19 protein-coding genes and 1 pseudogene are annotated in these 24,118 nt (G+C 71.3%); 16 read left to right on the top strand and 4 right to left on the bottom strand.

Features of this window, described 5'->3' with window-relative positions:
- Positions 1-71: 71 nt before the first annotated feature.
- The 6 genes from ACWV17_RS23710 (at position 72) to ACWV17_RS23685 (ending at position 5,202) form a co-directional block, all read left to right on the top strand.
- On the top strand, positions 72-815 hold the full coding sequence (locus tag ACWV17_RS23710; RefSeq protein WP_455361299.1) for a UbiX family flavin prenyltransferase: 744 nt from the start codon (positions 72-74) through the stop codon (positions 813-815).
- A gap of 137 nt (positions 816-952) precedes the next feature.
- The gene (locus tag ACWV17_RS23705) at positions 953-1,408 is read left to right on the top strand and encodes an Lrp/AsnC family transcriptional regulator (protein ID WP_455352579.1); all 456 of its coding nucleotides are present in this window, start codon (positions 953-955) and stop codon (positions 1,406-1,408) included.
- A 46-nt stretch (positions 1,409-1,454) separates the two neighbouring features.
- A complete protein-coding gene (gene mqnE, locus ACWV17_RS23700; RefSeq protein WP_455352336.1) occupies positions 1,455-2,618 on the top strand; it encodes an aminofutalosine synthase MqnE in 1,164 nt (387 codons plus the stop codon).
- 121 nt (positions 2,619-2,739) lie between these two features.
- Positions 2,740-3,264, top strand: coding sequence for an N-acetyltransferase family protein (locus tag ACWV17_RS23695; RefSeq protein WP_455352337.1), 525 nt, complete (start codon positions 2,740-2,742; stop codon positions 3,262-3,264).
- A 108-nt stretch (positions 3,265-3,372) separates the two neighbouring features.
- Positions 3,373-3,642 carry a DUF4229 domain-containing protein gene (locus ACWV17_RS23690; RefSeq protein ID WP_455352580.1) on the top strand — a complete coding sequence of 90 codons (270 nt, stop codon included), beginning with the start codon at positions 3,373-3,375 and terminating at the stop codon, positions 3,640-3,642.
- 252 nt (positions 3,643-3,894) lie between these two features.
- Positions 3,895-5,202, top strand: coding sequence for a dicarboxylate/amino acid:cation symporter (locus tag ACWV17_RS23685; protein WP_455361298.1), 1,308 nt, complete (start codon positions 3,895-3,897; stop codon positions 5,200-5,202).
- A 102-nt stretch (positions 5,203-5,304) separates the two neighbouring features.
- On the opposite strand, the gene ACWV17_RS23680 is transcribed toward ACWV17_RS23685, so the two are convergent.
- Positions 5,305-6,750 (bottom strand): recombinase family protein, encoded by a 1,446-nt coding sequence (locus tag ACWV17_RS23680; protein ID WP_455361297.1) that lies wholly within the window; start codon positions 6,748-6,750, stop codon positions 5,305-5,307.
- Between the two features lie 266 nt (positions 6,751-7,016).
- On the opposite strand from ACWV17_RS23680, the gene ACWV17_RS23675 reads away from it, so the two are divergent.
- Positions 7,017-7,634 (top strand): TetR/AcrR family transcriptional regulator, encoded by a 618-nt coding sequence (locus tag ACWV17_RS23675; RefSeq protein ID WP_455352581.1) that lies wholly within the window; start codon positions 7,017-7,019, stop codon positions 7,632-7,634.
- On the opposite strand, the pseudogene ACWV17_RS23670 reads toward ACWV17_RS23675, so the two are convergent.
- Together ACWV17_RS23670 and ACWV17_RS23665 are read right to left on the bottom strand one after the other, a co-directional pair.
- Positions 7,600-7,944: pseudogene (locus ACWV17_RS23670) on the bottom strand (MaoC/PaaZ C-terminal domain-containing protein); the annotation flags it as partial. The gene ACWV17_RS23675 and the pseudogene ACWV17_RS23670 sit on opposite strands and share 35 nt — an antisense overlap.
- Before the next feature lie 920 nt (positions 7,945-8,864).
- Complete coding sequence (locus ACWV17_RS23665; RefSeq protein ID WP_455361296.1) at positions 8,865-10,190, bottom strand: 3-oxoacyl-ACP reductase; 1,326 nt, start codon at positions 10,188-10,190, stop codon at positions 8,865-8,867.
- A 71-nt stretch (positions 10,191-10,261) separates the two neighbouring features.
- Between ACWV17_RS23665 and ACWV17_RS23660 the strand changes: the two genes are divergently transcribed.
- The 3 genes from ACWV17_RS23660 to ACWV17_RS23650 all read left to right on the top strand — a co-directional run bounded on the left by ACWV17_RS23660 (position 10,262) and on the right by ACWV17_RS23650 (position 16,924).
- The gene (locus ACWV17_RS23660) at positions 10,262-11,533 is read left to right on the top strand and encodes an acetyl-CoA C-acetyltransferase (RefSeq protein ID WP_455361295.1); all 1,272 of its coding nucleotides are present in this window, start codon (positions 10,262-10,264) and stop codon (positions 11,531-11,533) included.
- Between the two features lie 98 nt (positions 11,534-11,631).
- The gene (locus ACWV17_RS23655; RefSeq protein WP_455361294.1) at positions 11,632-13,560 is read left to right on the top strand and encodes an AMP-dependent synthetase/ligase; all 1,929 of its coding nucleotides are present in this window, start codon (positions 11,632-11,634) and stop codon (positions 13,558-13,560) included.
- 1,663 nt (positions 13,561-15,223) lie between these two features.
- A complete protein-coding gene (locus tag ACWV17_RS23650; RefSeq protein WP_455361293.1) occupies positions 15,224-16,924 on the top strand; it encodes a lytic transglycosylase domain-containing protein in 1,701 nt (566 codons plus the stop codon).
- A gap of 123 nt (positions 16,925-17,047) precedes the next feature.
- Here the strand turns inward: ACWV17_RS23650 and ACWV17_RS23645 are convergent, their stop codons facing one another.
- The gene (locus ACWV17_RS23645; RefSeq protein ID WP_030012116.1) at positions 17,048-17,251 is read right to left on the bottom strand and encodes a cold-shock protein; all 204 of its coding nucleotides are present in this window, start codon (positions 17,249-17,251) and stop codon (positions 17,048-17,050) included.
- A gap of 239 nt (positions 17,252-17,490) precedes the next feature.
- Here ACWV17_RS23645 and ACWV17_RS23640 point away from each other — a divergent pair, with 239 nt between their 5' ends.
- The 6 genes from ACWV17_RS23640 (at position 17,491) to ACWV17_RS23615 (ending at position 24,118) form a co-directional block, all read left to right on the top strand.
- Positions 17,491-18,387, top strand: a complete 897-nt coding sequence (locus ACWV17_RS23640; RefSeq protein ID WP_455352345.1) for a menaquinone biosynthetic enzyme MqnA/MqnD family protein — start codon at positions 17,491-17,493, stop codon at positions 18,385-18,387.
- 208 nt (positions 18,388-18,595) lie between these two features.
- On the top strand, positions 18,596-20,305 hold the full coding sequence (locus tag ACWV17_RS23635; RefSeq protein WP_455361292.1) for a protein kinase domain-containing protein: 1,710 nt from the start codon (positions 18,596-18,598) through the stop codon (positions 20,303-20,305).
- Between the two features lie 141 nt (positions 20,306-20,446).
- Positions 20,447-21,646, top strand: coding sequence for a cyclic dehypoxanthinyl futalosine synthase (gene mqnC, locus ACWV17_RS23630; protein ID WP_455361291.1), 1,200 nt, complete (start codon positions 20,447-20,449; stop codon positions 21,644-21,646).
- 7 nt (positions 21,647-21,653) lie between these two features.
- On the top strand, positions 21,654-22,304 hold the full coding sequence (locus ACWV17_RS23625) for an amidohydrolase family protein (RefSeq protein ID WP_455361290.1): 651 nt from the start codon (positions 21,654-21,656) through the stop codon (positions 22,302-22,304).
- A gap of 179 nt (positions 22,305-22,483) precedes the next feature.
- Positions 22,484-23,200: a demethylmenaquinone methyltransferase gene (locus ACWV17_RS23620; RefSeq protein ID WP_455361289.1), complete on the top strand. Its 717-nt coding sequence runs from the start codon at positions 22,484-22,486 to the stop codon at positions 23,198-23,200.
- Positions 23,201-23,206: 6 nt separating this feature from the next.
- Positions 23,207-24,118 carry a glutaminase gene (locus ACWV17_RS23615; RefSeq protein WP_455352350.1) on the top strand — a complete coding sequence of 304 codons (912 nt, stop codon included), beginning with the start codon at positions 23,207-23,209 and terminating at the stop codon, positions 24,116-24,118.

The following is a 24,118-nucleotide window of genomic DNA, read 5'->3' as shown; positions in this document are numbered from 1 at the left end:
CCCTTGCTGTGCCCAACGCGTGGGACGGGCGGCCGGGTTCCGGCCCGGCGCCGCCGGATAGGCTCGGACGCGTGAAGCCCGGTACGTACGGAGATGAACACCCCCCGCAGCGGCGCCCCTGGGTCGTCGGCGTGTCCGGCGCGTCCGGGACGCCGTACGCCGCCGCCGTGCTGCGCGGGCTGCTCGCGGCGGGCGAGAGCGTGGACCTGGTCGTCAGCCGGGCCTCGCGGCTGACGCTGCTGGACGAGACGGGCATCGCGTTCCGGGACGCGCACTGGCGCGAGGACCTGGCGGCGTGGCTGGCGCGGGGCGCGGACGGCAAGCCGTATCCCGGCGCCCGCCCGCTGCCCGGCGGGCCCGACGCGGCCGGCGGGCACGACGGGGCCGACGCCGGCGACCTCGCCGACGTGCGGTACTGGGCCGCCGGGGACCTGGCCGCGGGGCCGTCCTCCGGTTCGTACCCGGTCAAGGGCATGCTGATCGTCCCGGCGAGCACGGCGTGCGTGGCCGGGGTGGCGCTGGGACTGTCGAAGGACCTGCTGCAGCGTGCGGCGAGCGTGACGCTCAAGGAGCGGCGCCGACTGGTGGTCGCGGTGCGGGAGACCCCGCTGAACGGACAGACGCTGAAGCAGCTGGTGGCGCTGGACGAGGCGGGCGCCGTGGTGCTGCCCGCCTCACCGGCGTTCTACGCGGGAGCCACGCACATCCAGGATCTGGTGGACTTCGTCGCGGGGCGCGTGCTGGACGCGGCCGGGGTGCCGCACCAGCTGTACCGCCGTTGGGAGGGAGAGCTCGGTGGCTCTCGTCCGGACTAGCTGTACCAGCGCTGTGAAGCTCGTCTCCTGAAAGATTGTCGCTGATCATTGGTAAGATTCGCAGGACTTCAGGCCTGCATGCCTTAAATTCTATACGTAAACTGCTGGATCGCTGAGCAATGGAAGGCTCCAGGCATATGGACGCGGTGGACAGGCAGCTCATCCAGGCCCTCCGGGAAAACGGCAGGGCCTCGTACGCCGAGCTCGGACGGCTCGTCGGACTCTCCGGGCCCAGCGTCACGGACCGGATCAACCGCCTGGAGACGGCAGGTGTCATCACCGGCTACCGGGCGACCGTCAACGCGGCCTCGCTCGGCCTCGGCGTCACCGCGCTGATCGGTATCTCCCTCTCCGACGCGGCCGACCACGAGGACGTGGCGCGCCGGTTGAAGGACCTCGCCGAGATCGAGGACTGCTGGTTCATCGCGGGTGACGACTCGTTCATGCTCAAGGTCCGGGCGAACGACGTGGACGGCCTGGAGAAGACGATCCGCCGGCTGTCCGGCACGAAGGGCGTCTCCCGGACGCGTACCACCATCGTGCTGTCAACCAAGTGGGAGAACCGGGTCGGCGATCTGCCGGAGGAGTCGTAAGAGTACGGTGGGTGAGCCCGATTGACAGACGTATGGGAGGCGCCGGATGGACGCTGTGCTCAAGCGCGAGCTGGAGGAGAAGGTCCGTTCCGGGGAGCGGCTGACCCGTGAGGACGGCATCGCCCTCTACGAGTCGGACGACCTGGCCTGGCTCGGCGGCCTCGCCCACGAGGTGCGGACGCGCAAGAACGGCGACGTCGTCCACTTCAACGTCAATCGCCACCTCAACATGACGAACGTGTGCACCGCGTCGTGCGCCTACTGCTCGTTCCAGCGCAAGCCGGGCGAGAAGGACGCGTACACCATGCGCATCGAGGAGGCCGTCCGCCTCGCCAAGGCGATGGAGAACGACAACCTCACCGAGCTGCACATCGTCAACGGCCTCCACCCCAACCTGCCCTGGCGCTACTACCCGCGGTCGCTGAGCGAGCTGAAGAAGGCCCTGCCGGACGTCTCCCTCAAGGCCTTCACCGCCACCGAGATCCACCACTTCGAGACGATCTCCGGGCTGTCCGCCTCCGAGATCCTCGACGAGCTGATCGAGGCGGGGCTGGAGTCCCTCACCGGCGGCGGCGCGGAGATCTTCGACTGGGAGGTCCGTCAGCACATCGTCGACCACCGCACCCACTGGGAGGACTGGTCGCGCATCCACCGCCTCGCGCACGAGAAGGGCCTGAAGACCCCGTGCACGATGCTGTACGGGCACATCGAGGAGCCCCGGCACCGGGTGGACCACGTGCTCCGGCTGCGTGAACTCCAGGACGAGACCGGCGGCTTCCAGGTCTTCATCCCGCTGCGCTACCAGCACGACTTCGTCGACATGCAGGACGGCAAGGTCCGCAACCGCCTCCAGGCGCGTACGACCATGGCCACCGGCGCGGAAGCGCTCAAGACCTTCGCGGTCTCGCGGCTGCTCTTCGACAACGTCCAGCACGTCAAGGTCTTCTGGGTCATGCACGGCGTCCAGACGGCCCAGCTCGCGCTTCAGCACGGCGCGGACGACATGGACGGCTCGGTCGTCGAGTACAAGATCACGCACGACGCCGACAACTACGGCACGCCGAACAAGCTGGGCCGCGAGGATCTGCTCGACCTGATCCGCGACGCCGGCTTCCGCCCGGTCGAGCGGAACACCCGCTACGAGATCATCCGCGAGTACCCCGGCCCGGACGAGTCCCGGCGGGAGTCCCCGCAGCCGATGCGGGTCTGACGCGGTACGAACTCTCACGCCCGAAGCGCCCGAAGCGCCCGAAGCCCCGGCCCTGTGCTGGGGCTTCTCGCGTGGTGGACGGCGTTTGAGCCCCACCGTCGGTAATCCCTAATATCGCCTCATGGCCCTTACCTTCCGGCTGGATCCCCCGATCGACCGCGCTCTGCGGGACGGCGTCCTCACCCTCTGGTCCGACGTCTCCAACGCGGGCGGGGCCGTCGGTTTCGTGCCGCCCGTCACCCCAGGCATCGTCCGGCCGGAGCTGGTCAAGCACCTCGCCGCCATGAGCGAGGGCCGCACCCGGCTACTCGTCGGGCACGACGAGGACGGCGCGGTCGCCGCGACCGCCTTCCTCACCCTCAACACCCACCGGCTGATGACGCACTGGCTCTGGCTCTACACGGTCATGGTCCACCCCCGGCACCAGGGCAAGGGGTACGGCCGTGAGCTCATGGCGGCCGCCGCGGACTCCGCCCGCACCATCGAGGGCATCGAGGCGATCCGCCTCACCTGCCGCGGCGGCACCGGCGCCGACCGCTTCTACGCCGCCTGCGGCTACAAGGAGGTCGGCCGGGTGCCGGGCGCGATCCGGGTCGCGGAGGGGGACGACCGGGACGACATCGTCATGCTGCTCCCACTGAATTGATCACAAATGACTCGTGCTTCACTGGTCGGGCAGAAATCGTCGTACGCGAATGAAGAGAGAAGGCTCGCCGTGCCCCCCAAGCCGAGCGCCACGTTCCGCTACACCGCGATGCGTCTGGCCATCTTCGTGGGCTGCTTCTTCGCCGTCTGGGGCCTGGTCCGCCTCGGCTTCGTGCCGGCCGGGCTCGGCGAATCGAACCTCATGTGGGTCCTGGTGCTGTCGCTCGTCATCTCCGCGCCGCTCAGCTTCGTACTCCTGCGCAAGCAGCGCGACGCGATGTCCGAGCAGATCGTCGACCGCGTGAGCAGCGTGAAGGCCAAGCTGAACGACAACCGCAGCCAGGAGGACGCCGCCGACGACGCGGCGCGGACCGCGTGAGCGGAGCCTCGGTGGTCAAAGCACGCCTTTGAGGTTCTCAAAGTTCAAGTGTTAACGTGTTCGGCATGAAGACTGCAGACCTCAACCGCGTCACCCCGGGCATCCCGCTCGTGGCGCGTCTGCATGTCGATCTCTGCCGCTGCCTGTCCGCGGCCTGTTGCCGCTGAGCGACACAGCAGCGGTGCCGTCCCCCTTTTCCGGCGCACCGCACCCCGCCCCCGTTTCGTCGTGCGTTTACCCCGGAGTGTGTCCGTGTCCCGGATATCCAACGTCTTCAAGGTGCCCTTCTGGGCCCAGATCGTCACCGGTCTCGTGCTCGGTGTCCTGCTCGGCTGGCTCGCCCGCAGCCAGGACATCAGCTGGCTCAAGACCACCCTGGACCAGGTCGGCGGCATCTTCGTCCAGCTGCTGAAACTGGCCGTGGCCCCGCTGGTCTTCTTCGCGATCCTCGTCTCGATCACCAACCTGCGCAAGGTCAACAACGCCGCGCGGCTGGCCTCCCGTACCCTCCTCTGGTTCATGATCACGTCGCTGATTGCGGTGGGCATCGGCCTCACGATCGGCCTCCTCACGAACCCGGGCGCGGGCACCGGCCTCACCCCCAAGGACGGCGAGAAGCCCGAGAAGGCCGGCTCCTGGATCGACTTCCTGACCGGCATCGTGCCGACGGACGTCATCACGCCGTTCACCGAGCTGAACGTCCTCCAGATCGTCTTCATGGCCGCCGTCGCCGGTGTCGCCGCGCTCAAGCTCGGCGACCGCGCCAAGCCAATCCTCACCCTCAGCGAGTCCGTGCTGGAGCTGCTGCAGAAGGCCCTGTGGTGGGTCATCCGGCTTGCCCCGCTCGGCACCGTCGGCCTCATCGGCTACGCCATCGCCGACTACGGCTGGAACCTCATCGGCAAGTACGCGACCTTCACGGCCGACGTCTACATCGGCTGCGCGCTGGTGCTGTTCGGCGTCTACCCGCTGCTGCTCGCGACCGTCGCCAAGGTCAACCCGCTCCAGTTCTACCGGGGCGCCTGGCCGGCGATCCAGCTCGCCTTCGTCTCCCGCTCCTCGGTCGGCACCATGCCGGTCACCCAGAAGGTCACCGAGCGGCTCGGCGTGCCGAAGGAGTACGCGTCGTTCGCTGTCCCGTTCGGGGCCACCACGAAGATGGACGGCTGCGCCGCGATCTACCCGGCGCTCGCCGCGATCTTCATCGCGCAGATCTTCGACGTCCAGCTCGGCATCGGCGACTACCTGATGATCGCCTTCGTCTCGGTGATCGGCTCGGCCGCCACCGCCGGCCTGACCGGCGCGACGGTCATGCTGACGCTGACGCTCTCGGCCCTGGGCCTGCCGCTGGAGGGCGTCGGCCTGCTGATGGCCATCGACCCGATCCTGGACATGATGCGTACGGCGACGAACGTGGCGGGCCAGGTTGTATCGCCGTTGATCGTGGCCGCGCGCGAGAACATCCTCGACCGTGACGCGTACAACGCCGCTTCGGCATCGCCGGTCGACGACCGTGAGGTGACGGAAGCCGAGAAGGTCCCGGTGCCGGTTACGGTATGACCCTTCGCACCACTTGGCCTGTGCCCCCAGATCTCTGTGGTTTGGGGGCACACGAGCGTGCAGGCTGTGGTCGACTGGTACTCAGCTCTCAGCCAAGCCCTCTCAGGGCCGGGATTCGCCGGGGCTTGAGCCGGTCGGCGTGACCTTGATCGAGTCGATCTCGGGTGGCTTCCGTCGCCCCCTGCCCACGCTGTAGACGGCGACCTCCTTGATGACGCCGGCGACGATGCTCCTGCGGCGTTCGAGGTTGTTCTCGTCCTTGTCATGCCAGATGGCGAGGGCATCGGTCTCGGCGCGTGACTGCCGGACGGCGGCAGCGGCCTGCCGCGTGCGGAGCACCTGCAGTTTGTCCCGGAGATGCTTGAGGGAGTCGAAGTAGTCCTCGTCTTCCATCTCTCCCTCCTTCCAGCGACTGCGAAGTCCCCGGATACGCCCCTCTTGGACGGCGATGGCGTCAGTCAGGTCTTCCGAGGGAGCGGATGGTGACTCCGGACCGCGCGTCTCGAGAGCTGCTTCCATCACCTCGTTGAGACGTTCCTCGATCCATGAGTACGCCCGGCTTACTTTGCCGCAGCCCAGTTCGCCATTCGCGCCGACCTGTCCTGAGTGGCAGAACGTACGACGGAACGTGCGCCCCTGGATCGTCGCCCATTGAATGCGCATCGTGGATTTGCAGTACCCGCATTTGAGAAATCCTGAGTACATGTGCTTCCGCTTGCCCGATCCCTGGGCGGCAGGTGTGGCGCGGTCATTGAGAAGGGCCTGAACTCTCTCCCACTCCTCCCGCGTGAGCGGGTGCGGGTAGATGCTGTCGCCGATGTCCTGACCCTTGTACGTGATGATTCCCCCGACGCGCTCGGACCGGTACACCCGCTTGACCTTCTGAATGGTCCATGCGGTCCGAGTCCCGGGAGTCCGCGCTCCGGACTCGTTCCAGAGGCGTGCTACATCACCCGGAGTCCCCTGAGTCGGGCCCACGAGCATGTGGTAGCCGCGCCGGATCAGCTCTACCTCCTCGGGCACGACTCGTTGGAAGTTCGAGCCGGGCTCGAATCCGAAGACTCGTGAGCCCCCGGCATGTGGCTTCCCCTTCTCGCGGCGCTGGAGCAGGGAGCTGTTTACTCTCTCCGACATGCGCTCGGTCTCCTGCTGAGCCACTGCTCCCTTGATCGTCAGTACCATCCGACCGTTTGCGGTCGAAGTGTCCTCGCCTTCCGTCGTGGCGAATGCGAAACCGTGCTCATTCTGATCATCCAGGAATGTCGTCAGCTCGGTGATCCGCCGGGTGAGCCGGTCGATGGAGTAGACCACGATGCCGTCGACCAAGCCGTCTCGAGCATCGCGCAACATCTCCGCGTACAAGGGGCGCTGCCGCTTGCTGGTGGTTGATGCCGATGCGTCGTTCTCGGGGTAGACCTTGGACACTTCCCACCCGAGGCGTTCGCACAACTCACGGCACGCCTTCTCCTGACGCGCAAGGCCCAGTTCCTGGCCCTTGCGGTCTCTACTGATCCGGACGTAGATCCCTACGCGCTTCGGCGTGGCCATGATCTTGTCCCCTCTGTCGGCCAATACCGAGCTGCTCAACGTACATACGGAACATAGGGTTACGAGCGTGGCCGGTCGGGTGCTCCTGCGGTCGACGGCCGAGAACGAGCAGTCCGAGCGGAAGGTGCCGGTGCCGGTCGCAGTCTGATCGGCTGCCTGGTCGTCCTGATCCGGTCGGTGCCAATCCTCCGCCCCGTACGCTTACTTACGAGTAGGGCGTGCGGGGCGGAGGAGTTTCTGTGGCAGGTGCGGTGAAGGGCAAACGGATGCCGCGCGCGGTGCGGGAGCAGCAGATGCTCGACGCCGCAGTGACGACGTTCGGGCAGCGGGGGTACCGGGCCGCGTCGATGGACGAGATCGCGGAGCTGGCCGGGGTCTCGAAGCCGCTCGTGTACCTGTACCTGAACTCCAAGGAGGAGCTGTTCACCGCGTGTATCCGCCGGGAGGCGGAGGCACTGGTGGCGGCGGTACGGGGCGGGATCACCCCGGGGGTGCCGGCCGACCGGCAGCTGTGGAACGGACTGCTCGCGTTCTTCGCGCACACGGCGGAGAACCCTGACGGGTGGGCGGTGCTCAGCAATCAGGCCCGTACGCACGGGGAGCCGTTCGCGGCGGAGGTCGCCGCGATGCGCGCGGAGATCACCGCGCTGGTGACGATGCTGATCGCGGCGGCGGCGGCGGAGGCGGGCTGCGACCCGGTGCTGGCCGACCGGGAGGTGGCCGGCCTCGCCCACGCGCTGGTGGGGGCCGCGGAGTCCCTGGCCGAGTGGGCCAATGTGACGCCGGGGGTGTCGGCGAAGGACACCGCGGCGACGTTGATGAACTTCGCGTGGGCGGGCCTGGAGAACCTCATGAACGGGAAGCGGTGGACTCCGTCCGCGTAGCGCGAGTGGTGGTGCGGCAGACGAGGTGCACGCGGTCGCCGCTGCGGAGCTGGAGGGTCCGGCCCTCGGTGGCGTAGGTCACGGTGGCGGGCAGCAGCACGGGTGCCTTGAACTCGGCGTGCGCGTGGGTGACGCGGCCCTCGGGGTCCGCCTCGGCGAGGCAGCGCGCGACGGTCCACATGCCGTGGGCGATGGCCCGGGGGAAGCCGAAGGCTTTCGCGGTGAGCGGGTGCAGGTGGATGGGGTTACGGTCGCCGGACACGGCCCCGTAACGCCGGCCGAGCCCGGCGGGCAGCCGCCACTGGGCGACCCGCGCGAAGCCGGGTCCGCCGCTGCGCGGCGGCGGGTCCCCCACCCACCCGCCCTGATCCCGGGGGGCAAGCCCCCCGGCCCCGCTTCCCGGCCCGCTTCGCGGCCGGGGTGCGACCTGTGCTTCGTGGCCGGTGGCCCCGGGCCCGGTTTCCGGCCTGCTTCGCGGCCGGGGCTCGGTGGTGCCGTTGCTCGGCGGGGTGGTGTTCGGCGGCCCGGGGGTTGCTTCGGGGCCGGTGGCCCCTGGCCGCGTTTCCGGCCCGCTTCCCGGCCGGGACGCGGCCGTTCTGCCGCCGCGCGGCGGCGCGGTGGGCCTGCCCGGGTCGGGCGCGGGCCGGTCCTGGGCCGGGGTTTCCGGGCGTAGCGCGTGCCGGTCCGGGGTGGGGCGGGGCGCGGGCCGGTCCGGGGTGGGGGTTTCCGGGCCCGGCGCGGTCACGGCCGGACCGGCTTTCTGCGGGGCGGTTGGCAGTCGGTGGCGGGCCAGGTAGGTGCTGTGGGATGTCCAGGCCAGGGTGCCGGCCAGACGGGCCTCCGTGGTGATCTTCACCTCCGTGCCGCGGCGGTGCGGGGTCAGTTCCGATGCGTACACCGTCAGTTCCGGGGTGTCCGCACCGGTGAGGGGGCCGTGGCGGGTGATCTCGATCGACGTGTGGACCAGGCCCAGCAGCGGAAGCGGGAACGACGGGTCCGCCATCAGCCGCATCGTGAGCGGGAAGGCCAGTACGTGCGGGTAGGTGAGGGGGAGCGGGCCGCCGCGGGCCGGCGGGAAGCCGCAGACGTCCGCGTACGCCGCCACGTGCGCGGGGTCGATCGCCGTCGCCGGCTGGGTCAGCCGGGTGGTCGGCAGGGCGGGCGCGCCGTCGCCCAGCGCCCGCCGCTTGCGCCGGGAGGCCAGCGCGCCGCGTACCAGCGTGGTCAGCATCAGGCCCCCAGCAGGCTCTGGCCGCAGACGCGTACGACCTGGCCGTTGACCGCCGCCGAGGCGGGGTGGGCGAGCCATGCGGTGGTCTCGGCGACATCGGCCGGGAGGCCGCCCTGCGCGAGGGAGTTCATCCTGCGCCCGGCCTCCCGGATGAGGAGAGGAACGGCCGCGGTCATCCTGGTCTCGATGAACCCCGGGGCCACCGCGTTGACCGTGACCCCGTGTTCCGCGGCCGCCCGCGGGGCCAGGGAGCGCACCAGACCGATGATGCCCGCCTTGCTCGCCGCGTAGTTGGTCTGGCCGGTGTTACCGGCGATGCCGCTGATGGACGCGGTGGCGACGATCCGGCCGCCCGGGCGGAGAGTGCCGGACTTCAGCAGCGCGTCGGTCGTGTCCAGCACGCTCGCCAGGTTGACGGCGAGGACGGGATCCCAGCGGTCGGCGGGCATGTTGGCCAGCCGCCGGTCGCGGGTGATGCCCGCGTTGTGGACCAGGATGCCGAGCCCGTCGGGGAGCGCCGCCGCGATGCGGTCGGCCGCGTCGGGGGCGGTGATGTCCAGCGGGAGGGCGGTGGCGCCGAGCCGGTCGGCGGTGCGGACGAGGTCGGCCTGGGCCTGTGGGATGTCCAGGCAGACGACATGCGCGCCGTCGCGGGCGAGGACGGCGGCGACGGCTGCTCCGATGCCGCGCGCCGCGCCGGTGACGAGGGCGGTACGGCCGGCGAGGGGGCGGCTCCAGTCGTCCGGAGCGGTGGGTTCCGTATCGCCGACCTCGATGACCTGGCCGCTGATGTAGGCCGACTTGGGGGACAGCAGGAAGCGCAGCGTCGATTCCGCGGCCGAGACGGACGCGCCGAGGCGGACGAGTTGGGCCGTGCGGCCGCCGCCGAGTTCCTTGGCGAGAGAGCGTACGAAGCCTTCCAGCGCCTGCTGCGCCGCCGCCTGGTGGTGGTCGTCGGGCGACGGGCGGGCACCGAGGACGACGATGCGGCCGCTCGGCGCGAGGGACCGTACGACGGGGTGGAGCGCGCCGTGCACGTCGGCAAGGGCGCCGGCGCTCGTGACTCCGCTCGCGTCGAGAACGACGGCGGCCGGGCGCCCGGTTCCGGCCGGGCGTCCGGTTCCGGTCGGGAGGATCCGCGGGAGGAGCCCGGCCAGGGCCGTCGTATGACGGGAGCTGCCGGCCGTGAGGTGGAGCAAAGGGCCGTCCAGGGCGGGCGTTTCAGCTGTCCAGCGGCGCAGCGGGGCGGGCTGCGGAAGGCCGAGCCGCCGGGTGAGGAACCGGCCGGGAGTGGTGCCCGCGAAGTGAAGATAGCGATCCGCCATTGTCCAAACTCCCTGCCTGGTCGTGAGTTTACTTCTGAGTAAGGTTACTCAAGGGTCAGGAGCTGGTCGAGATGGATCCCCTCAGGCTTCCGGAACCGCGGCGCGTCGCGATTCTCGGCGGCAGCCGCATCCCGTTCGCGCGCTCGGACGGCCCGTACGCGACCGCCTCCAACCAGGAGATGCTCACCGCGGCCCTGGACGGACTCGTCGAACGCTTCGGCCTCGCGGGGCAGCAGGTGGGGGAGTTCGTCGCCGGCGCGGTCCTCAAGCACAGCCGGGACTTCAACCTCGCCCGCGAGACCGTGCTCGGCTCGCGCCTCGACCCGCGCACGCCCGCGTACGACATCCAGCAGGCCTGTGGCACCGGGCTGCAGGCGGTCATCGCCGCCGCCAACAAGATCGCGCTCGGCCAGCTCGATTCGGCGGTCGCGGGCGGTACGGACACCACGAGCGACGCACCGCTCGGCGTCAACGACGAGCTGCGGAAGCTGCTGCTCCGGGCGCGCCGCGCCACGTCGCTCGGCGGCCGGGTCAGGGCGCTGGCGCGGGTACGTCCGTCCCACCTCGTGCCGGACATCCCGCGCAACGCCGAGCCGCGCACCGGCCTTTCGATGGGCGAGCACGCGGCCGTGACGGCCCGCGAGTGGGGCATCGCCCGCGAGGATCAGGACGCGCTGGCCGCCGGCAGCCACCGGCGGCTCGCCGCCGCGTACGAACGCGGGTTCCTGGACGACCTGGTGGTGCCGTTCCGCGGCCTGGCCCGCGACCAGAACCTCCGCCCCGGCTCCACGCCCGGGAAACTCGCCACCCTCAAGCCGGTGTTCGGGACCGACCACCCGGCCGAGGCGACGATGACCGCGGGCAACTCGACCCCGCTCACGGACGGCGCGGCGACCGTGCTGCTGGCGAGCGAGGAGTGGGCGTGCGAGCGCGGTCTCGTACCGCTGGCCTATCTGACGGCGTACGAGACGGCCGCCGTGGACTACGTGGGCGGCGCGGACGGGCTGCTGATGGCGCCCGCGTACGCCGTACCGCGCATGCTGGCGCGGGCCGGCCTCGGCCTCGGTGACTTCGACCTGTACGAGATCCACGAGGCGTTCGCGTCCCAGGTGCTGGCCACGCTGGCCGCGTGGGAGAAGCAGGGACTGCCCCCGCTCGACCGGGACCGCCTCAACGTCGCCGGCTCGTCGCTGGCCACGGGCCACCCCTTCGCGGCCACGGGCGCCCGGATCGTGGCCACCCTGGCCAAGCTCCTGGCGGAACGGGACGCGCCGGGCCGGGGCCTGATCTCGATCTGCGCGGCGGGCGGCCAGGGCGTGACGGCGATCCTGGAACGACCCTGACGCCGCTGCCTCGTGAAGCCCCTGGCGCCCCTGGCGCCCGATCAGTTCATCGATTCTGCACAGCCGCACGACCCGAACCCCTGGTGAAGGAGCCGCTCGTGGACGTACAGCAGGACGTGAAGCAGGCAGAGCGCATACGGCAGAACCCGGCACCCCCCACCCTCGTCGAGCCCGAACTGACCCGGGTCGACGGCGTCGTACGGCAGGCGTCGGTGCCGGCCCTGGTGCCGCCCGTCCGGCGCGGGTCGCTCGCCGACATCCCCTTCGACAACGCCCGCCAGGCCCCCGGCGAGGCCGTCCTCAGCCGGAAGCAGCCCGACGGCAGCTGGCGGGACGTGACGGCGGCCGAGTTCGCCGGGGAGGTGCTCGCCGTCGCGAAGGGGCTGATCGCGGAGGGCCTGAAGCCCGGCGACCGGCTCGCCATCATGGCCCGTACGACGTACGAATGGACGCTGCTCGACTTCGCCGGCTGGGCGGCGGGCCTGGTCACCGTCCCCATCTACCCGACGTCCTCCGCCTTCCAGGCGCGCTGGATCATCCAGGACTCGGGCGCGGTCGCGTGCGCGGTCGAGAGCAAGGAGCAGGCGCGGGTCGTCAGCGCGGAGCGGCAGCACATGCCGGACCTCGCGCACCTGTGGGAGTTCGACACGGGGGCCGTGGCCCGGCTCGTACGGGCCGGGGCGAAGGTCCCGGACGAGGTGGTGACTGCGCGCCGCGCGCGTCTGTCGCCCGACGCGATCGCCACACTCATCTACACCTCGGGAACCACCGGCCGGCCGAAGGGCTGCGTCCTCACCCACGCCAACTTCTTCGCCGAGGTGGACAATTCGATCGAGCTGCTGCACCCCGTCTTCAAGTCGGTGAGCAAGGAGCCGGCCTCCACGCTCCTCTTCCTCCCCCTGTCCCACGTCTTCGGGCGCATGGTCGCCGTCGGCTGCCTGCGGGCGCGGGTCCGCCTCGGGCATGCGCCCAGCATCCAGACCGAGGATCTCCTGGCTGACCTGGCCGGCTTCCGGCCCACCTTCCTCCTCGCCATCCCCTACGTCCTGGAGAAGGTCTACAACACCGGCCGCGCGACGGCCGAGAAGATGGGCCGGGCCTCCTCCTTCGACCGCGCGGCGCGCATCGCCCAGCGGTACGGGCAGGCCGTCGAGGCCGCGGAGCACGGCACGGGCCCCGGCCCCGGCTTCGGGCTGCGCGCGGCCCGCGCGCTCTACGATCCGCTGGTCTACCGGCCGATCCGGGCCGCGCTCGGCGGCAAGGTCAGGTACGCGATCTGCGGCGGCTCACCGCTCGGCCGCCGGCTCGCCGCGTTCTACGCGGGCGCGGGCATCGAGATCTTCGAGGGTTACGGCCTGACGGAGACGACCGCGGCCTCGACCGTCACCCCGCCGCTCAAGCCGCGCCTGGGTACGGTGGGCTGGCCGCTGCCCGGTACGGCCGTACGCATCGCGGACGACGGCGAGGTGCTGCTCGCGGGCGGGCACGTGTTCGGCGGCTACTGGGACGCGCAGCGGGCGGAGGCCGTGCCGGTGGCTGCCGACGGATGGCTGGCCACGGGTGACATCGGCGCGCTCGACGAGGACGGCTATCTCTCGATCACGGGCCGCAAGAAGGACCTGATCATCACGTCCGGCGGCAAGAACGTGGCGCCGGCGCCCCTGGAGGACTGGCTGCGGGCGCATCCGCTGGTCGGTCAGTGCATGGTGATCGGCGACAACCGCCCGTACATCACGGCGCTGCTCACGCTGGAGCCGGACGGGCTGTTGCACTGGCGGCAGATGAAGAAGAAGCAGGATGTGCCGCTGCGTGAGCTGGTGGCGGACGAGGAGCTGCGGGCCGCCCTCCAGCGCGCGGTGGACGACGCGAACCGCCTGGTGTCGCGGGCGGAGTCGATCCGCCGGTTCGCCGTACTACCGGTGGACTTCACGGAGGAGAGCGGCCACCTGACGCCGTCGCTCAAGCTGAAGCGGGCGGCGATCGAGCGGGACTTCGGGAAGGAGATCGAGGGGCTGTACGGGAGGTGACGGGGGTTCACCGGGCGGTCACGGGTGGGCCACGGGCTGTCCATAGTGCGCAGGCGACCCGGCGGCCGATGCAAAGGACTCACCCTGCCGCAGCGCGGCCCGGACGATCACCGAAGGCGCGGACAAGCTGGGAAGGGCTGTGGAGACGGACGAGGCGGCGTGATGGGGGGGTGACTGTGTCCGGGGGCGAGGGGTGGACGGGAAACCCGGGGCCGCCCGGTTTGTGAGTATGGCGGGCCGGGTCGGACCGTCAAGGGCGCTCCTGCGTCGCGTCGCTGCGCGATGGCCTTCGGCCCCCCTTGACCGTCCGCCCCGTCCCGCTGGTGCAGATGAGTGTCGGGCGGCCCCGGGGAGCGGGGCCCCACCAGAGCTGGGACGCTGGCTGCGCTCTCGTCGGTGACCTCAGCCCGGTGGGCGGGGCAAGACACGCACCAGGTTCGGGGGCTGCGGGCCCCGGCATAGCGGCCGACGGCCGCCTGTTGTGCTGGGACAACGCCGGATCCGAGGTGGGACGACACCAAGCGGCCGAGGGGGCCCGCAAGCAGGCCACAAACCCCGGCAAACCGGGCACGATTGAGGCTCGGCGGACCCCGCATGCGGACTGATGTCGCCACACCTCGGCTCCAACGGCCTGACGGCCGCATAGGCGGCCCGGGGCCCTCCCTGCCTGCCGCACGCGACAATCACCCACCGGCCTGCGGCCGGTGGGCCGGAGAAGATGGCGCCCTGCCCACCGGCCTGCGGCCGCTGCGCCGGATCGGGCGCACCACGAGTCTGTCGCCCCCACCCACCGGCCTGCGGCCGATGAGCCGGGGCCGGGCCCATGCCGAGGCGATCGCGCACCCCACGCCACCCGGTGGCCGCTGAGCCGGGGCCGCGCCCATACCGAGGCGGATCGCGCACCACCCACCACCCGGTGGCCGCTGAGCCGGGGCCGGACTCATCCCGGGCCTGCCGCGTCCCGCAACCGCCCACCGGCCTGCGGCCGGGGGCCGACCGGGACCAGCAGCCGGTGGATCCCCGGGGCCCCGCTCCGGGGGCCGCCCCCTCAACAAGCAGTAGCGGTGGAGGGACGGGAGTCCAGGGTGGCCGAAGGCCATCGCGCAGCGACGCGACGAAGGAGCGCCCTTGACGCCCGGCCTGGAGCCGCCATCATCACAACCGGGCGGCCCCCTCCCCGCACTGCTCGCTCCCGGGCGCGGATGCCCCCCCACCGGCCTGCGGCCGCTGAGCCGGGGCCGGGCCCACAGCGGAGAGACCGCGTCCCGGAACTGCCCACCGGCCTGCGGCCGGGGGCGGACCGCAAGTGGGGCGCAAGCAGCGCCGGGGGCCGGCCCGGAGCCGCCATCATCGCAACCGGGCGGCCCCCTCCCCGCACCACCCACCCCCGGCCAAGCCGGACGCCATCCGGCCCACGCCCCCATCCCCCCACCCGGCTGACAACCCGTCGCGTCCCGAACGTCCCGAACCGAGAGGAATCCCCCCATCTCATCCTCTATCTCAATCCCCGCGCTCGTGAACTCCCCGTGGACAAAAGGGATTCCGTCCGGGCATTCGGTAAAGGAAGTGGGGGTTGGTGCAGACGCGCGCCACGCGACCTGATAGACACAGAGGTCGTTCACGGCCCGATCGGCCTGCGTACGCCCAGGGGGACCTCCGCACTGTGAAGCCTCTTCGCCGCCATCTCATCAACGTCACCCGTCAAGTGCTGTGCGCCGCCGCGCTGGCAGCCACCCTGACCACCGCCGCCGTCGTGGGCTCGCCCACGACCGCCGGTGCGGGGGAGTCGGAGCCCACGCCCGACAGCCCGCAGGCTCAGGACCGTGGCAACGCGCGGCTGGAGTTGCCGGATCTGGTGGTCAACCCGCCCGCCCCACCGGGCAGTCCGGACGGAGCCGCGGGTATACCCGGCACGGCCCTCGACGCGTACAAGCGCGCAGCGACCTCGGTGGCAGCCGCCCTGCCCGGGTGCCATCTGCCCTGGGAGCTGATCGCCGGCATCGGCCGGGTGGAGTCCGTACACGCCTCGGGCTACGGCCTGAAGGCCGACGGCTCGACCGAGAAGCCGATCCGCGGACCGCGCCTGGACGGCAAGCAGTTCGCACTCATCAAGGACACGGACGGCGGGCGCTGGGACGGCGACACCGAGTTCGACCGGGCGATCGGCCCGACCCAGTTCATCCCCTCGACGTGGGCGGACTGGGAGATGGACGGCAACGGCGACGGCCAGCGGGACCCGAACAACATCTACGACGCCGCGCTCGGCACGGGTATGTACCTGTGTGCCGGTGACCGCGACCTGGCCAAGGCCGAGGACCTCGACAAGGCGCTCCTCAGCTACAACCGCTCCCGCGAGTACGTGAACACGGTCCTCACCTGGATGCGTACGTACCAGCAGGGCGGCGCCGCCGAGGTGCCCAACCCGCCGGCCGTGGTCAACCCGGTCCCCGAGACGCCGGCCACCCCGGTCGTCCCGACCCCGCCCCCCACCACCCCCGCGACGCCTCCCACCACACCCCCGACCACACCGCCCACCACCCCCCCGACCACGCCCCCCGGGCCGGGCACCCCGACGCCCCCGACCACCCCCGAAAAGCCGACCCCGCCCGCTCCCACCGTGAACAAGCTGGAGCGAGTCGGCAGTTCGGCGCTGACCGCCGAGGCCGGCGCCGAGTTCGCCACCCGCCCCCAGGTCAAGGCGGGCAAGAGCGACGGCAAGCCGGCCGCCGGTGAGGCCGTGCGGTTCGAGATCGTCGGCGACACCGACGCCCGCTTCCCGTCCGGCAAGCGAACCGCCTTCGTGACCACCGGCCCCGACGGCCGTGCCACCGCCCCCGCCCTCTCGGCCGGCGACCGGCCCGGCACCTTCGCCGTGCGCGCCACGATCCCCGCCCGGGACCTGCCCGCCGTCGGCTTCAGCGCCACCGTCAAGCCCGCGCCCGCCCCCGTGGCGGACGCGCTGGCCCGTACGAGCGACAAGCCGCTGGAAACGGTCGCGGGCGACAGCTTCACCGAACCGGTCGGCATCCTGGCGACCGCCGACGGCAAGGCCGTCGCGGGCACCGTGCTCACCGCGAGCGTGCTCACCAAGGACGAGAACGGCGACTGGGTCCCGGCCGAGACCGGCCCGTACTTCAAGGCCACGGCCACGGACGCGGAAACGGACGGCAAGCCGGTCCGCACGCTCACGCTCCCGGCCACCGGCGCCGACGGCAAGGCCGTACTCCCGGAGATCTTCACGGACGACAAGCCGGGCACGTACACGCTGCGCCTGACCACGCCCGAGGGCGTCACCCTGGACATCACCCTCACGGTCAAGGAGAAGCCGGCCGAGTCGGCCCCCGCCCCGACGCCCGAGCCGTAGCGGCAGACAGCAGACAAGAGACAAAAAGGAAGCAACAAAGGCAGGAGCCCTGTCCCCACCGAGGTGGGGACAGGGCTCCTTGGGTACTGCTAACTCCGACCGCGATCCGGTCGGCCCGGGCAACTAGGCCGGGGTGACGTTCTCAGCCTGCGGGCCCTTCGGACCCTGCGTGACGTCGAAGTTAACGGTCTGGTTCTCCTCGAGGGAGCGGAAGCCAGACGCGTTGATCGCGGAGTAGTGGACGAAGACATCCGGGCCGCCGCCGTCCTGGGCGATGAAGCCGAAGCCCTTTTCAGCGTTGAACCACTTCACGGTTCCGGTAGCCATAAGCCCTCCTTGGGCCAAAGGGTTGCCCTGCTCCAGAACCTGCTAAGAAGTCTGAAAACTACAAAAGCCTGCGGGTCACATGCTCCGCAGGCTCTGTACTGCAAGGGAAACCAAACTGCAACTTGCGATGAGCCTAGCACGCAGGATCGGCTGAGGGGTAGAGGGAAAAAGATCACGTCACCCGGACGTTTGACACCCCTCTGACGTGCTGACGAAGACGCCAGGGCTAGCCTCGCGATGTGGACACCGAAACAGGCACCGAACCCGGCACCGAAGCAGACACAGCGGCCGACGCCCACCGTCGCAGCCGGCCGCGTGTCGGCCACATCCAGTTCCTGAACTGCCTGCCCCTCTACTGGGGGCTCGCCAGGACCGGAACGCTCCTCGATCTCGAGCTGACGAAGGACACCCCCGAAAAGCTCAGCGAGCGCCTGGTGGCGGGCGACCTGGACATCGCGCCCATCACCCTGGTCGAGTTCCTGCGCCACGCCGACCAGCTCGTCGCCTTCCCCGACCTCGCGGTCGGCTGCGACGGCCCCGTCATGTCCTGCGTGATCGTCTCCCAGGTGCCGCTGAGCCGGCTCGACGGCGCCCGGGTCGCCCTCGGCTCCACGTCCCGTACGTCCGTACGCCTCGCGCAGCTGCTCCTCACCGAGCAGTACGGCGTCGAGCCCGACTACTTCACGTGCCCGCCCGACCTCGGGGTGATGATGCAGGAGGCCGACGCGGCCGTACTGATCGGGGACGCGGCCCTGCGTGCCTCCCTGCACGACGCGCCCCGGCTGGGGCTGGAGGTGCACGATCTGGGGCTGATGTGGAAGGAGTGGACGGGGCTGCCCTTCGTGTTCGCCGTCTGGGCGGCGCGCAAGGAGTACCTGGCGCGCGAGCCCGTCGTTGTGGAGCAGGTGCACGAGGCGTTCCTGGCCTCGCGTGACCTGTCTCTGGAGGAGGTCGCCAAGGTCGCCGAGCAGGCGGCCCGGTGGGAGTCCTTCGACGCGGATCTGCTGAAGCGCTATTTCACGACGCTGGACTTCCGGTTCGGGCCGGAGCAGCTCGCGGGCGTACGCGAATTCGCCCGCCGGACCGGACCCACGACCGGATTCCCGGCCGATGTGAACGTCGAACTCCTGCGCTGATGCGCTGACCGTCCAATTCCTGACGAACTTCTTCAGGCCGGCCACCCCGGATTCCCTGGTGCCGATCTGGAACGCCAGATAAACGTCCGGGCCGCCAGGCTTCGCGGCCAGCGCCAAGCGGCGAGGGCATAGGCTGCTCGGAGTCTCGGAAGCCTGGGAAGTCCCAGGGGGCCCCGGGGGTCGGGGGTCCGAGGGGGAGGTCGACGTCATGCAGCCGCTCGAAGCCGGCGAACCGCAGACCATCGGCGCCTACCGGCTGCTCGGCCGGCTCGGCGCGGGCGGCATGGGCCGGGTCTATCTGGGGCGCAGCGCGGGCGGCCGTACCGTCGCGGTCAAGGTGGTCCACCCGCACTTCGCCTCCGACGAGGAGTTCCGCGCCCGCTTCCGCCGCGAGGTCGAGGCCGCCCGGCAGGTCGGCGGCGACTGGACCGCGCCCGTCCTGGACGCCGACCCCGACGCGTCCGTGCCGTGGGTGGCCACCGGCTATGTGGCGGGCCCGGCGCTGGGGCAGGCGATCGGTGAGTACGGTCCGCTGCCCGAGCACGCGGTACGCGCGCTGGGCGCCGGACTCGCCGAGGCGCTGGCCGCCGTGCACGAACTGGGACTCGTCCACCGTGACGTGAAGCCGTCCAATGTGCTGCTCACCCTCGACGGGCCCCGGCTCATCGACTTCGGCATCGCACGGGCCACCGACGGCACGGCGTCGCTGACCTCGACCGGTGTCTCGATCGGCTCACCCGGCTACATGTCCCCCGAGCAGATCCTCGGCAAGGGGGTGACCGGCGCCGCCGACGTCTTCTCGCTCGGCGCGGTGCTCGCGTACGCCGCGGCCGGTACTCCGCCCTTCCCCGGCGACAACTCGGCCACCCTCCTCTACAAGGTGGTGCACGAGGAGCCGGAGCTCGGCGACCGACTGAGCGGCGAGCTGCGCGCACTGGTCGCCGACTGCCTGGCCAAGGCCCCCGGCACCCGCCCCGGCCCGCGCGAGATCGCCGAGCGTCTGGCGCCCGGCGGCGCGGCCCCGCTGGTCGCGGCGGGCTGGCTGCCGGGACCCCTGGTCGAGCAGGTGAGCCGGGCCGCGGTGCGGCTGCTCGACCTGGAGCCGCAGCCGTCGGCGCCGGGCGGGTCCGGACCGGTGCCGTTCAGCAGCCCCTCGGTGGGCGGGCCTTCGGCCGGTGGCGATCCGGGCGGCGGCCCCTCGATGGCCGGCGGCCCCTCGATCGGTACGTTCGGGCCTCCCGACCCGTCGTACGGCCAAGGCGTACCGCAGCCGCGCGAGCCGCGCGACGCGTCGCCCGGCCGGCTCGCGGTCTCGGTCACCGCGAACTCGGTGCCGGCCGGCGACGGCGAACGGGGCGGCCGCCGGATGAGCTGCACGGTGGCTCTGGCCGTGGCGGCGGCGCTGGCGGCCGTGACGGTCGGCGGGATCTTCGTACTGGACCTGATGCCGGGTGTCGACGAGGACAGCGGCGACAAGGCGGGGGCGAAGCCGAAGCCCCCGGCGGCGTCGGCCTCGTCCTCGGCCCCCTCGGACACGGAGCAGGGGGTGGCGCGGACCACCGTTCCGGACGCGCTGGTCGGCACCTGGAAGGGTTTCGTCACCCTGAACGCCGGGATCAGCACACCGTTCGAGATCACCCTCAGGAAGGGCAGGGTCGGCGAGGTGGTCGGACGGGACAAGTCGGTCATGGACCTGCTCGGTACGAAGACCGACTGCAGCGGCGACTGGAAGCTGGTGTCGGCCACCGAGCGGTCCGTCGTCCTGGACACCAGCGGCGGCACGAACCCGGCGCCCGGCATCTGCTCCAACGGCTCGGCCAACGAGCGGTTCACGCTCAACCCGGGCGGCAGCCTGCACTACAAGTCCGGCGACAAGCCGGCGGGCAACCCGGAGGGCGACCTCAACCGGGTGCCGTGACGCGGCCGGTTCCCGCGACACACCCCACCACCCACCGCACCCGGCGGGGCACGACCGGCCGCCCGCAGGGCTGTCGGTGCGCTGGCGTAGGCTGGATCGGTCCGCACAAACAGTGATCCACCACCGAAAGGTGACGCCCCGGTGACCGAGAAGGCCGACCTTCAGTCTGTCCTCGACCGCGCTGCCGAGGGTGGCCGGATCACCCCGGAGGAGGCGCTCGACCTCTACCGCTCGGCCCCGCTGCACGCGCTCGGCGCCGCCGCCGACGCAGTGCGCCGCCGCCGGTACGCGGGTACGGAGCACATCGCGACGTACATCATCGAGCGGAACATCAACTACACCAACGTGTGTGTGACCGCCTGCAAGTTCTGCGCGTTCTACGCCCCGCCGAAGGACACGGAGAAGGGCTGGACCCGCGACCTCGACGACATCCTGCGCCGCTGCGCGGAGACCGTCGAGCTGGGCGGTACGCAGATCATGTTCCAGGGTGGCCACCACCCGGACTACGGCGTCGAGTACTACGAGAAGCACTTCTCCGCGATCAAGAAGGCCTACCCGCAGCTGGTCATCCACTCCCTCGGCGCGTCCGAGGTCGAGCACATGGCCCGGATCTCGGGTGTCTCCGTCGAGGAGGCCATCTCCCGTATCCACGCGGCTGGTCTCGACTCCTTCGCCGGCGCGGGCGCCGAACTGCTGCCCGCCCGGCCGCGCAAGGCGATCGCCCCGCTCAAGGAGTCCGGCGAGCGGTGGCTGGAGATCATGGAGATCGCGCACCGGATGGGCGTCGAGTCGACGTCGACGATGCTCATGGGTACGGGCGAGACCAACGCCGAGCGCATCGAGCACCTGCGGATGATCCGCGACGTGCAGGACCGGACGGGTGGCTTCCGCGCCTTCATCCCGTACACATACCAGCCCGAGAACAACCACCTGAAGGGCCGCACGCAGGCCACGCTCTTCGAGTACCTGCGGATGATCGCCATCGCGCGCCTCTTCCTCGACAACGTCGCCCATATCCAGGGCTCCTGGCTGACCACGGGCAAGGAGGTCGGCCAGCTGTCGCTGCACTACGGCGCGGACGACCTCGGCTCGATCATGCTGGAGGAGAACGTGGTGTCGTCGGCCGGCGCCAAGCACCGGTCGAACCGGCAGGAGATCATCGACCTGATCCGCAAGGCGGACCGGGTGCCGGCGCAGCGCGCGACGACGTACGAGCACCTGCTCGTGCACCACGACCCGGCGAACGACCCGGTCGACGAGCGCGTGGCCTCGCACATCTCGTCCACGGCGATCGCGGGCGGAACGGCGCATCCCGAGCTGAAGCTCATCGCGACCAACTGAGGCCGCGGTGCTGACGATTCACGCCGCGCCGCTGGTCCTGCCGGTCGGCGCGGCGCAGGTGCCGGACGGTGCGGTCGTCGTCGACGGCAGCCGGATCGCCGCGATAGGCCCGTACGAGGAGCTGGCGGCGACGCATCCGGACGCCCGCGTCCGGCGGTGGCCCGGCGTACTGACGCCCGGACTCCGCCAGTGGCACGGCACGTGGCTGCTGACGCGCTGCTACCACCCCGATCCCCGCGAGTACGCGGAGCTCGGCGAACTGCCGCTGTCCGGCAAGGCGTTGGAGCGGCTGGAGCTGGACGGCGCCCGCTGGGCGGGCAGCGTACGGCGCGGTCTGCAGCGGATGCTGCGCCACGGCACCACGGCGCTGGCGGTGCTGCGCGACGACCCGGCGGTGCGGACCGCCGTGCAGCGCTCCGGGCTGACCGTCGTCTCTGCGGCGGGCGGCCCGGGCAGCATGCTCCTCGACGGGCCGGACCTCGACCCTTTCGTGGAGGGCCACGACCTGGCGGGGTCGGTGCACGCCCCCCTGGCCGTCGGCGCCCGCGCGGACCTCGCCGCCTTCGACGTGCCCGACGAGGTGGCTCTGCGGGCGGCGGGCGCGGCGAGCTGCGTCGCCACCGTGCTCGACGGCCGGCTGGTGTACCGAGCCCGCTGACCCGCCTGCGCGGCTGCCGGCCGCCCGCCACGACCGCGGCCCCGGCCACCGGCCGGCCGGGTCGTGCCGGGCCGCGAGGTGGGGGCCTGGGGCTGCTCGGTACGCCGGGCCCGCCGCCGGAGGGCGACACCGCACCCCCTGCGGGCCGTGTCCGGCGGCTCGCAGGACACAATGGCCGCGTGACCCGCGCATACCTGAACAAGCAGCCGCACGAAGTCGCCTCGATGTTCGACGACGTGGCGGCGAACTACGACCTCACCAACGACGTGATCTCGCTCGGTCAGGACCGGCTGTGGCGCAGAGAGGTCGCCAGGGCCGTGGACGCCCGCCCCGCGCAGAAGGTCCTCGACCTCGCCGCCGGCACGGCCACGTCCTCGCTCCCGTTCGCCGCCGCCGGTGCGTACGTCGTCCCGTGCGACTTCTCGCTCGGCATGCTGCGCGAGGGCAAGAAGCGCCATCCGCATCTGCCGCTGACTGCCGGTGACGCGACGAAGCTGCCGTTCCGTGACGGCGTCTTCGACGCGGTGACGATCTCGTTCGGCCTGCGCAACGTGCACGACACCGACCTGGCGCTGCGCGAGCTGTACCGGGTCACCAAGCCCGGCGGCCGGGTGGTGATCTGCGAGTTCTCGCACCCGACCTGGGCCCCGTTCCGCACGGTCTACACCGAGTACCTGATGCGCGCGCTGCCGCCCGTAGCCCGGGCCGTCTCCAGCAACCCCGACGCGTACGTCTACCTCGCCGAGTCCATCCGCGACTGGCCCGACCAGCCCGCGCTGGCCTCGCGGCTCCAGCGGGCCGGCTGGTCCCGGGTGGCCTGGCGCAACCTGTCCGGCGGGATCGTCGCGCTGCACCGCGGCACCAAGCCGGCCGATCCCGCCGATCCCGCCGCCTGACCTGCCGTGGACTACCAGGCCGTCCTGGAGCGGGTCGCCGAGGACGTCGCACCGCGGATCGGCGGCGGCCGCCCCGCCGAGTACATCCCGGCCCTCGCCTCCGTGGACCCGCACCGCTTCGGCATGGCCCTCGCCGATCTGGACGGCACGGTGTACGGAGTGGGGGACTGGCGGCAGCCCTTCTCCGCCCAGTCCATCACCAAGGTCTTCACCCTGGCCCTCGTTCTGGCCCAGGGCGGCGACAGCCTCTGGCGGCAGGTCGGCCGCGAGCCCTCCGGCAACCCCTTCAACTCCCTCGTGCAGCTGGAGTACGAGAACGGCATCCCACGCAATCCGTTCATCAACGCGGGCGCGCTCGTCGTCACCGACCGCCTGCAGACCCTGACCGGCGACGCGAGCAGTGAACTCCTGGAGTTCCTGCGGCAGGAGAGCGGGAACCCCGACCTGGCCTTCGACCCGGAGGTCGCCGAGTCGGAGGCCGCGCACGGCGACCGCAATGCCGCCCTGGCCCACTTCATGGCCTCGTACGGCAACATCACCAACCCCGTGCCCACCCTCCTCGACCACTACTTCTGGCAGTGCGCGATCGAGATGAGCTGCGCCGACCTCGCGCTGGCCGCCCGCTTTCTGGCCCGCCACGGCCTGCGCGCGGACGGCACCCGCCTGCTGACCCGCAGCGAGGCGAAGCAGATCAACGCGGTGATGCTCACCTGCGGCACGTACGACGCGGCCGGCGACTTCGCCCACCGGGTCGGGCTGCCGGGCAAGAGCGGCGTGGGCGGCGGGATCGTGGCGGTCGTGCCGGGGCGCTGCACGCTGTGCGTGTGGAGCCCCGGCCTGGACGCGCGGGGGAACTCGGTGGCCGGTGTGGCGGCGCTGGACCGCTTCACCACGCTCACCGGCCTCTCGGTCTTCTGA

This window comes from Streptomyces mabaensis (genome assembly GCF_053763515.1).
Note: the sequence above shows the minus strand (reverse complement) of the source record. Positions and strands in the feature narration are given on the sequence as shown.

Coding starts and splice junctions, on each gene's coding strand:
- ACWV17_RS23645 (WP_030012116.1), bottom strand. CDS start 17,251: ATGGCTACCGGAACCGTGAAGTGGTTCAACGCTGAAAAGGGCTTCGGC.
- ACWV17_RS23635 (WP_455361292.1), top strand. CDS start 18,596: ATGCAGCCGCTCGAAGCCGGCGAACCGCAGACCATCGGCGCCTACCGG.
- ACWV17_RS23665 (WP_455361296.1), bottom strand. CDS start 10,190: ATGGCGGATCGCTATCTTCACTTCGCGGGCACCACTCCCGGCCGGTTC.
- ACWV17_RS23660 (WP_455361295.1), top strand. CDS start 10,262: ATGGATCCCCTCAGGCTTCCGGAACCGCGGCGCGTCGCGATTCTCGGC.
- ACWV17_RS23690 (WP_455352580.1), top strand. CDS start 3,373: ATGCGTCTGGCCATCTTCGTGGGCTGCTTCTTCGCCGTCTGGGGCCTG.
- ACWV17_RS23705 (WP_455352579.1), top strand. CDS start 953: ATGGACGCGGTGGACAGGCAGCTCATCCAGGCCCTCCGGGAAAACGGC.
- mqnE (WP_455352336.1), top strand. CDS start 1,455: ATGGACGCTGTGCTCAAGCGCGAGCTGGAGGAGAAGGTCCGTTCCGGG.
- ACWV17_RS23695 (WP_455352337.1), top strand. CDS start 2,740: ATGGCCCTTACCTTCCGGCTGGATCCCCCGATCGACCGCGCTCTGCGG.
- ACWV17_RS23675 (WP_455352581.1), top strand. CDS start 7,017: ATGCCGCGCGCGGTGCGGGAGCAGCAGATGCTCGACGCCGCAGTGACG.
- ACWV17_RS23680 (WP_455361297.1), bottom strand. CDS start 6,750: ATGGCCACGCCGAAGCGCGTAGGGATCTACGTCCGGATCAGTAGAGAC.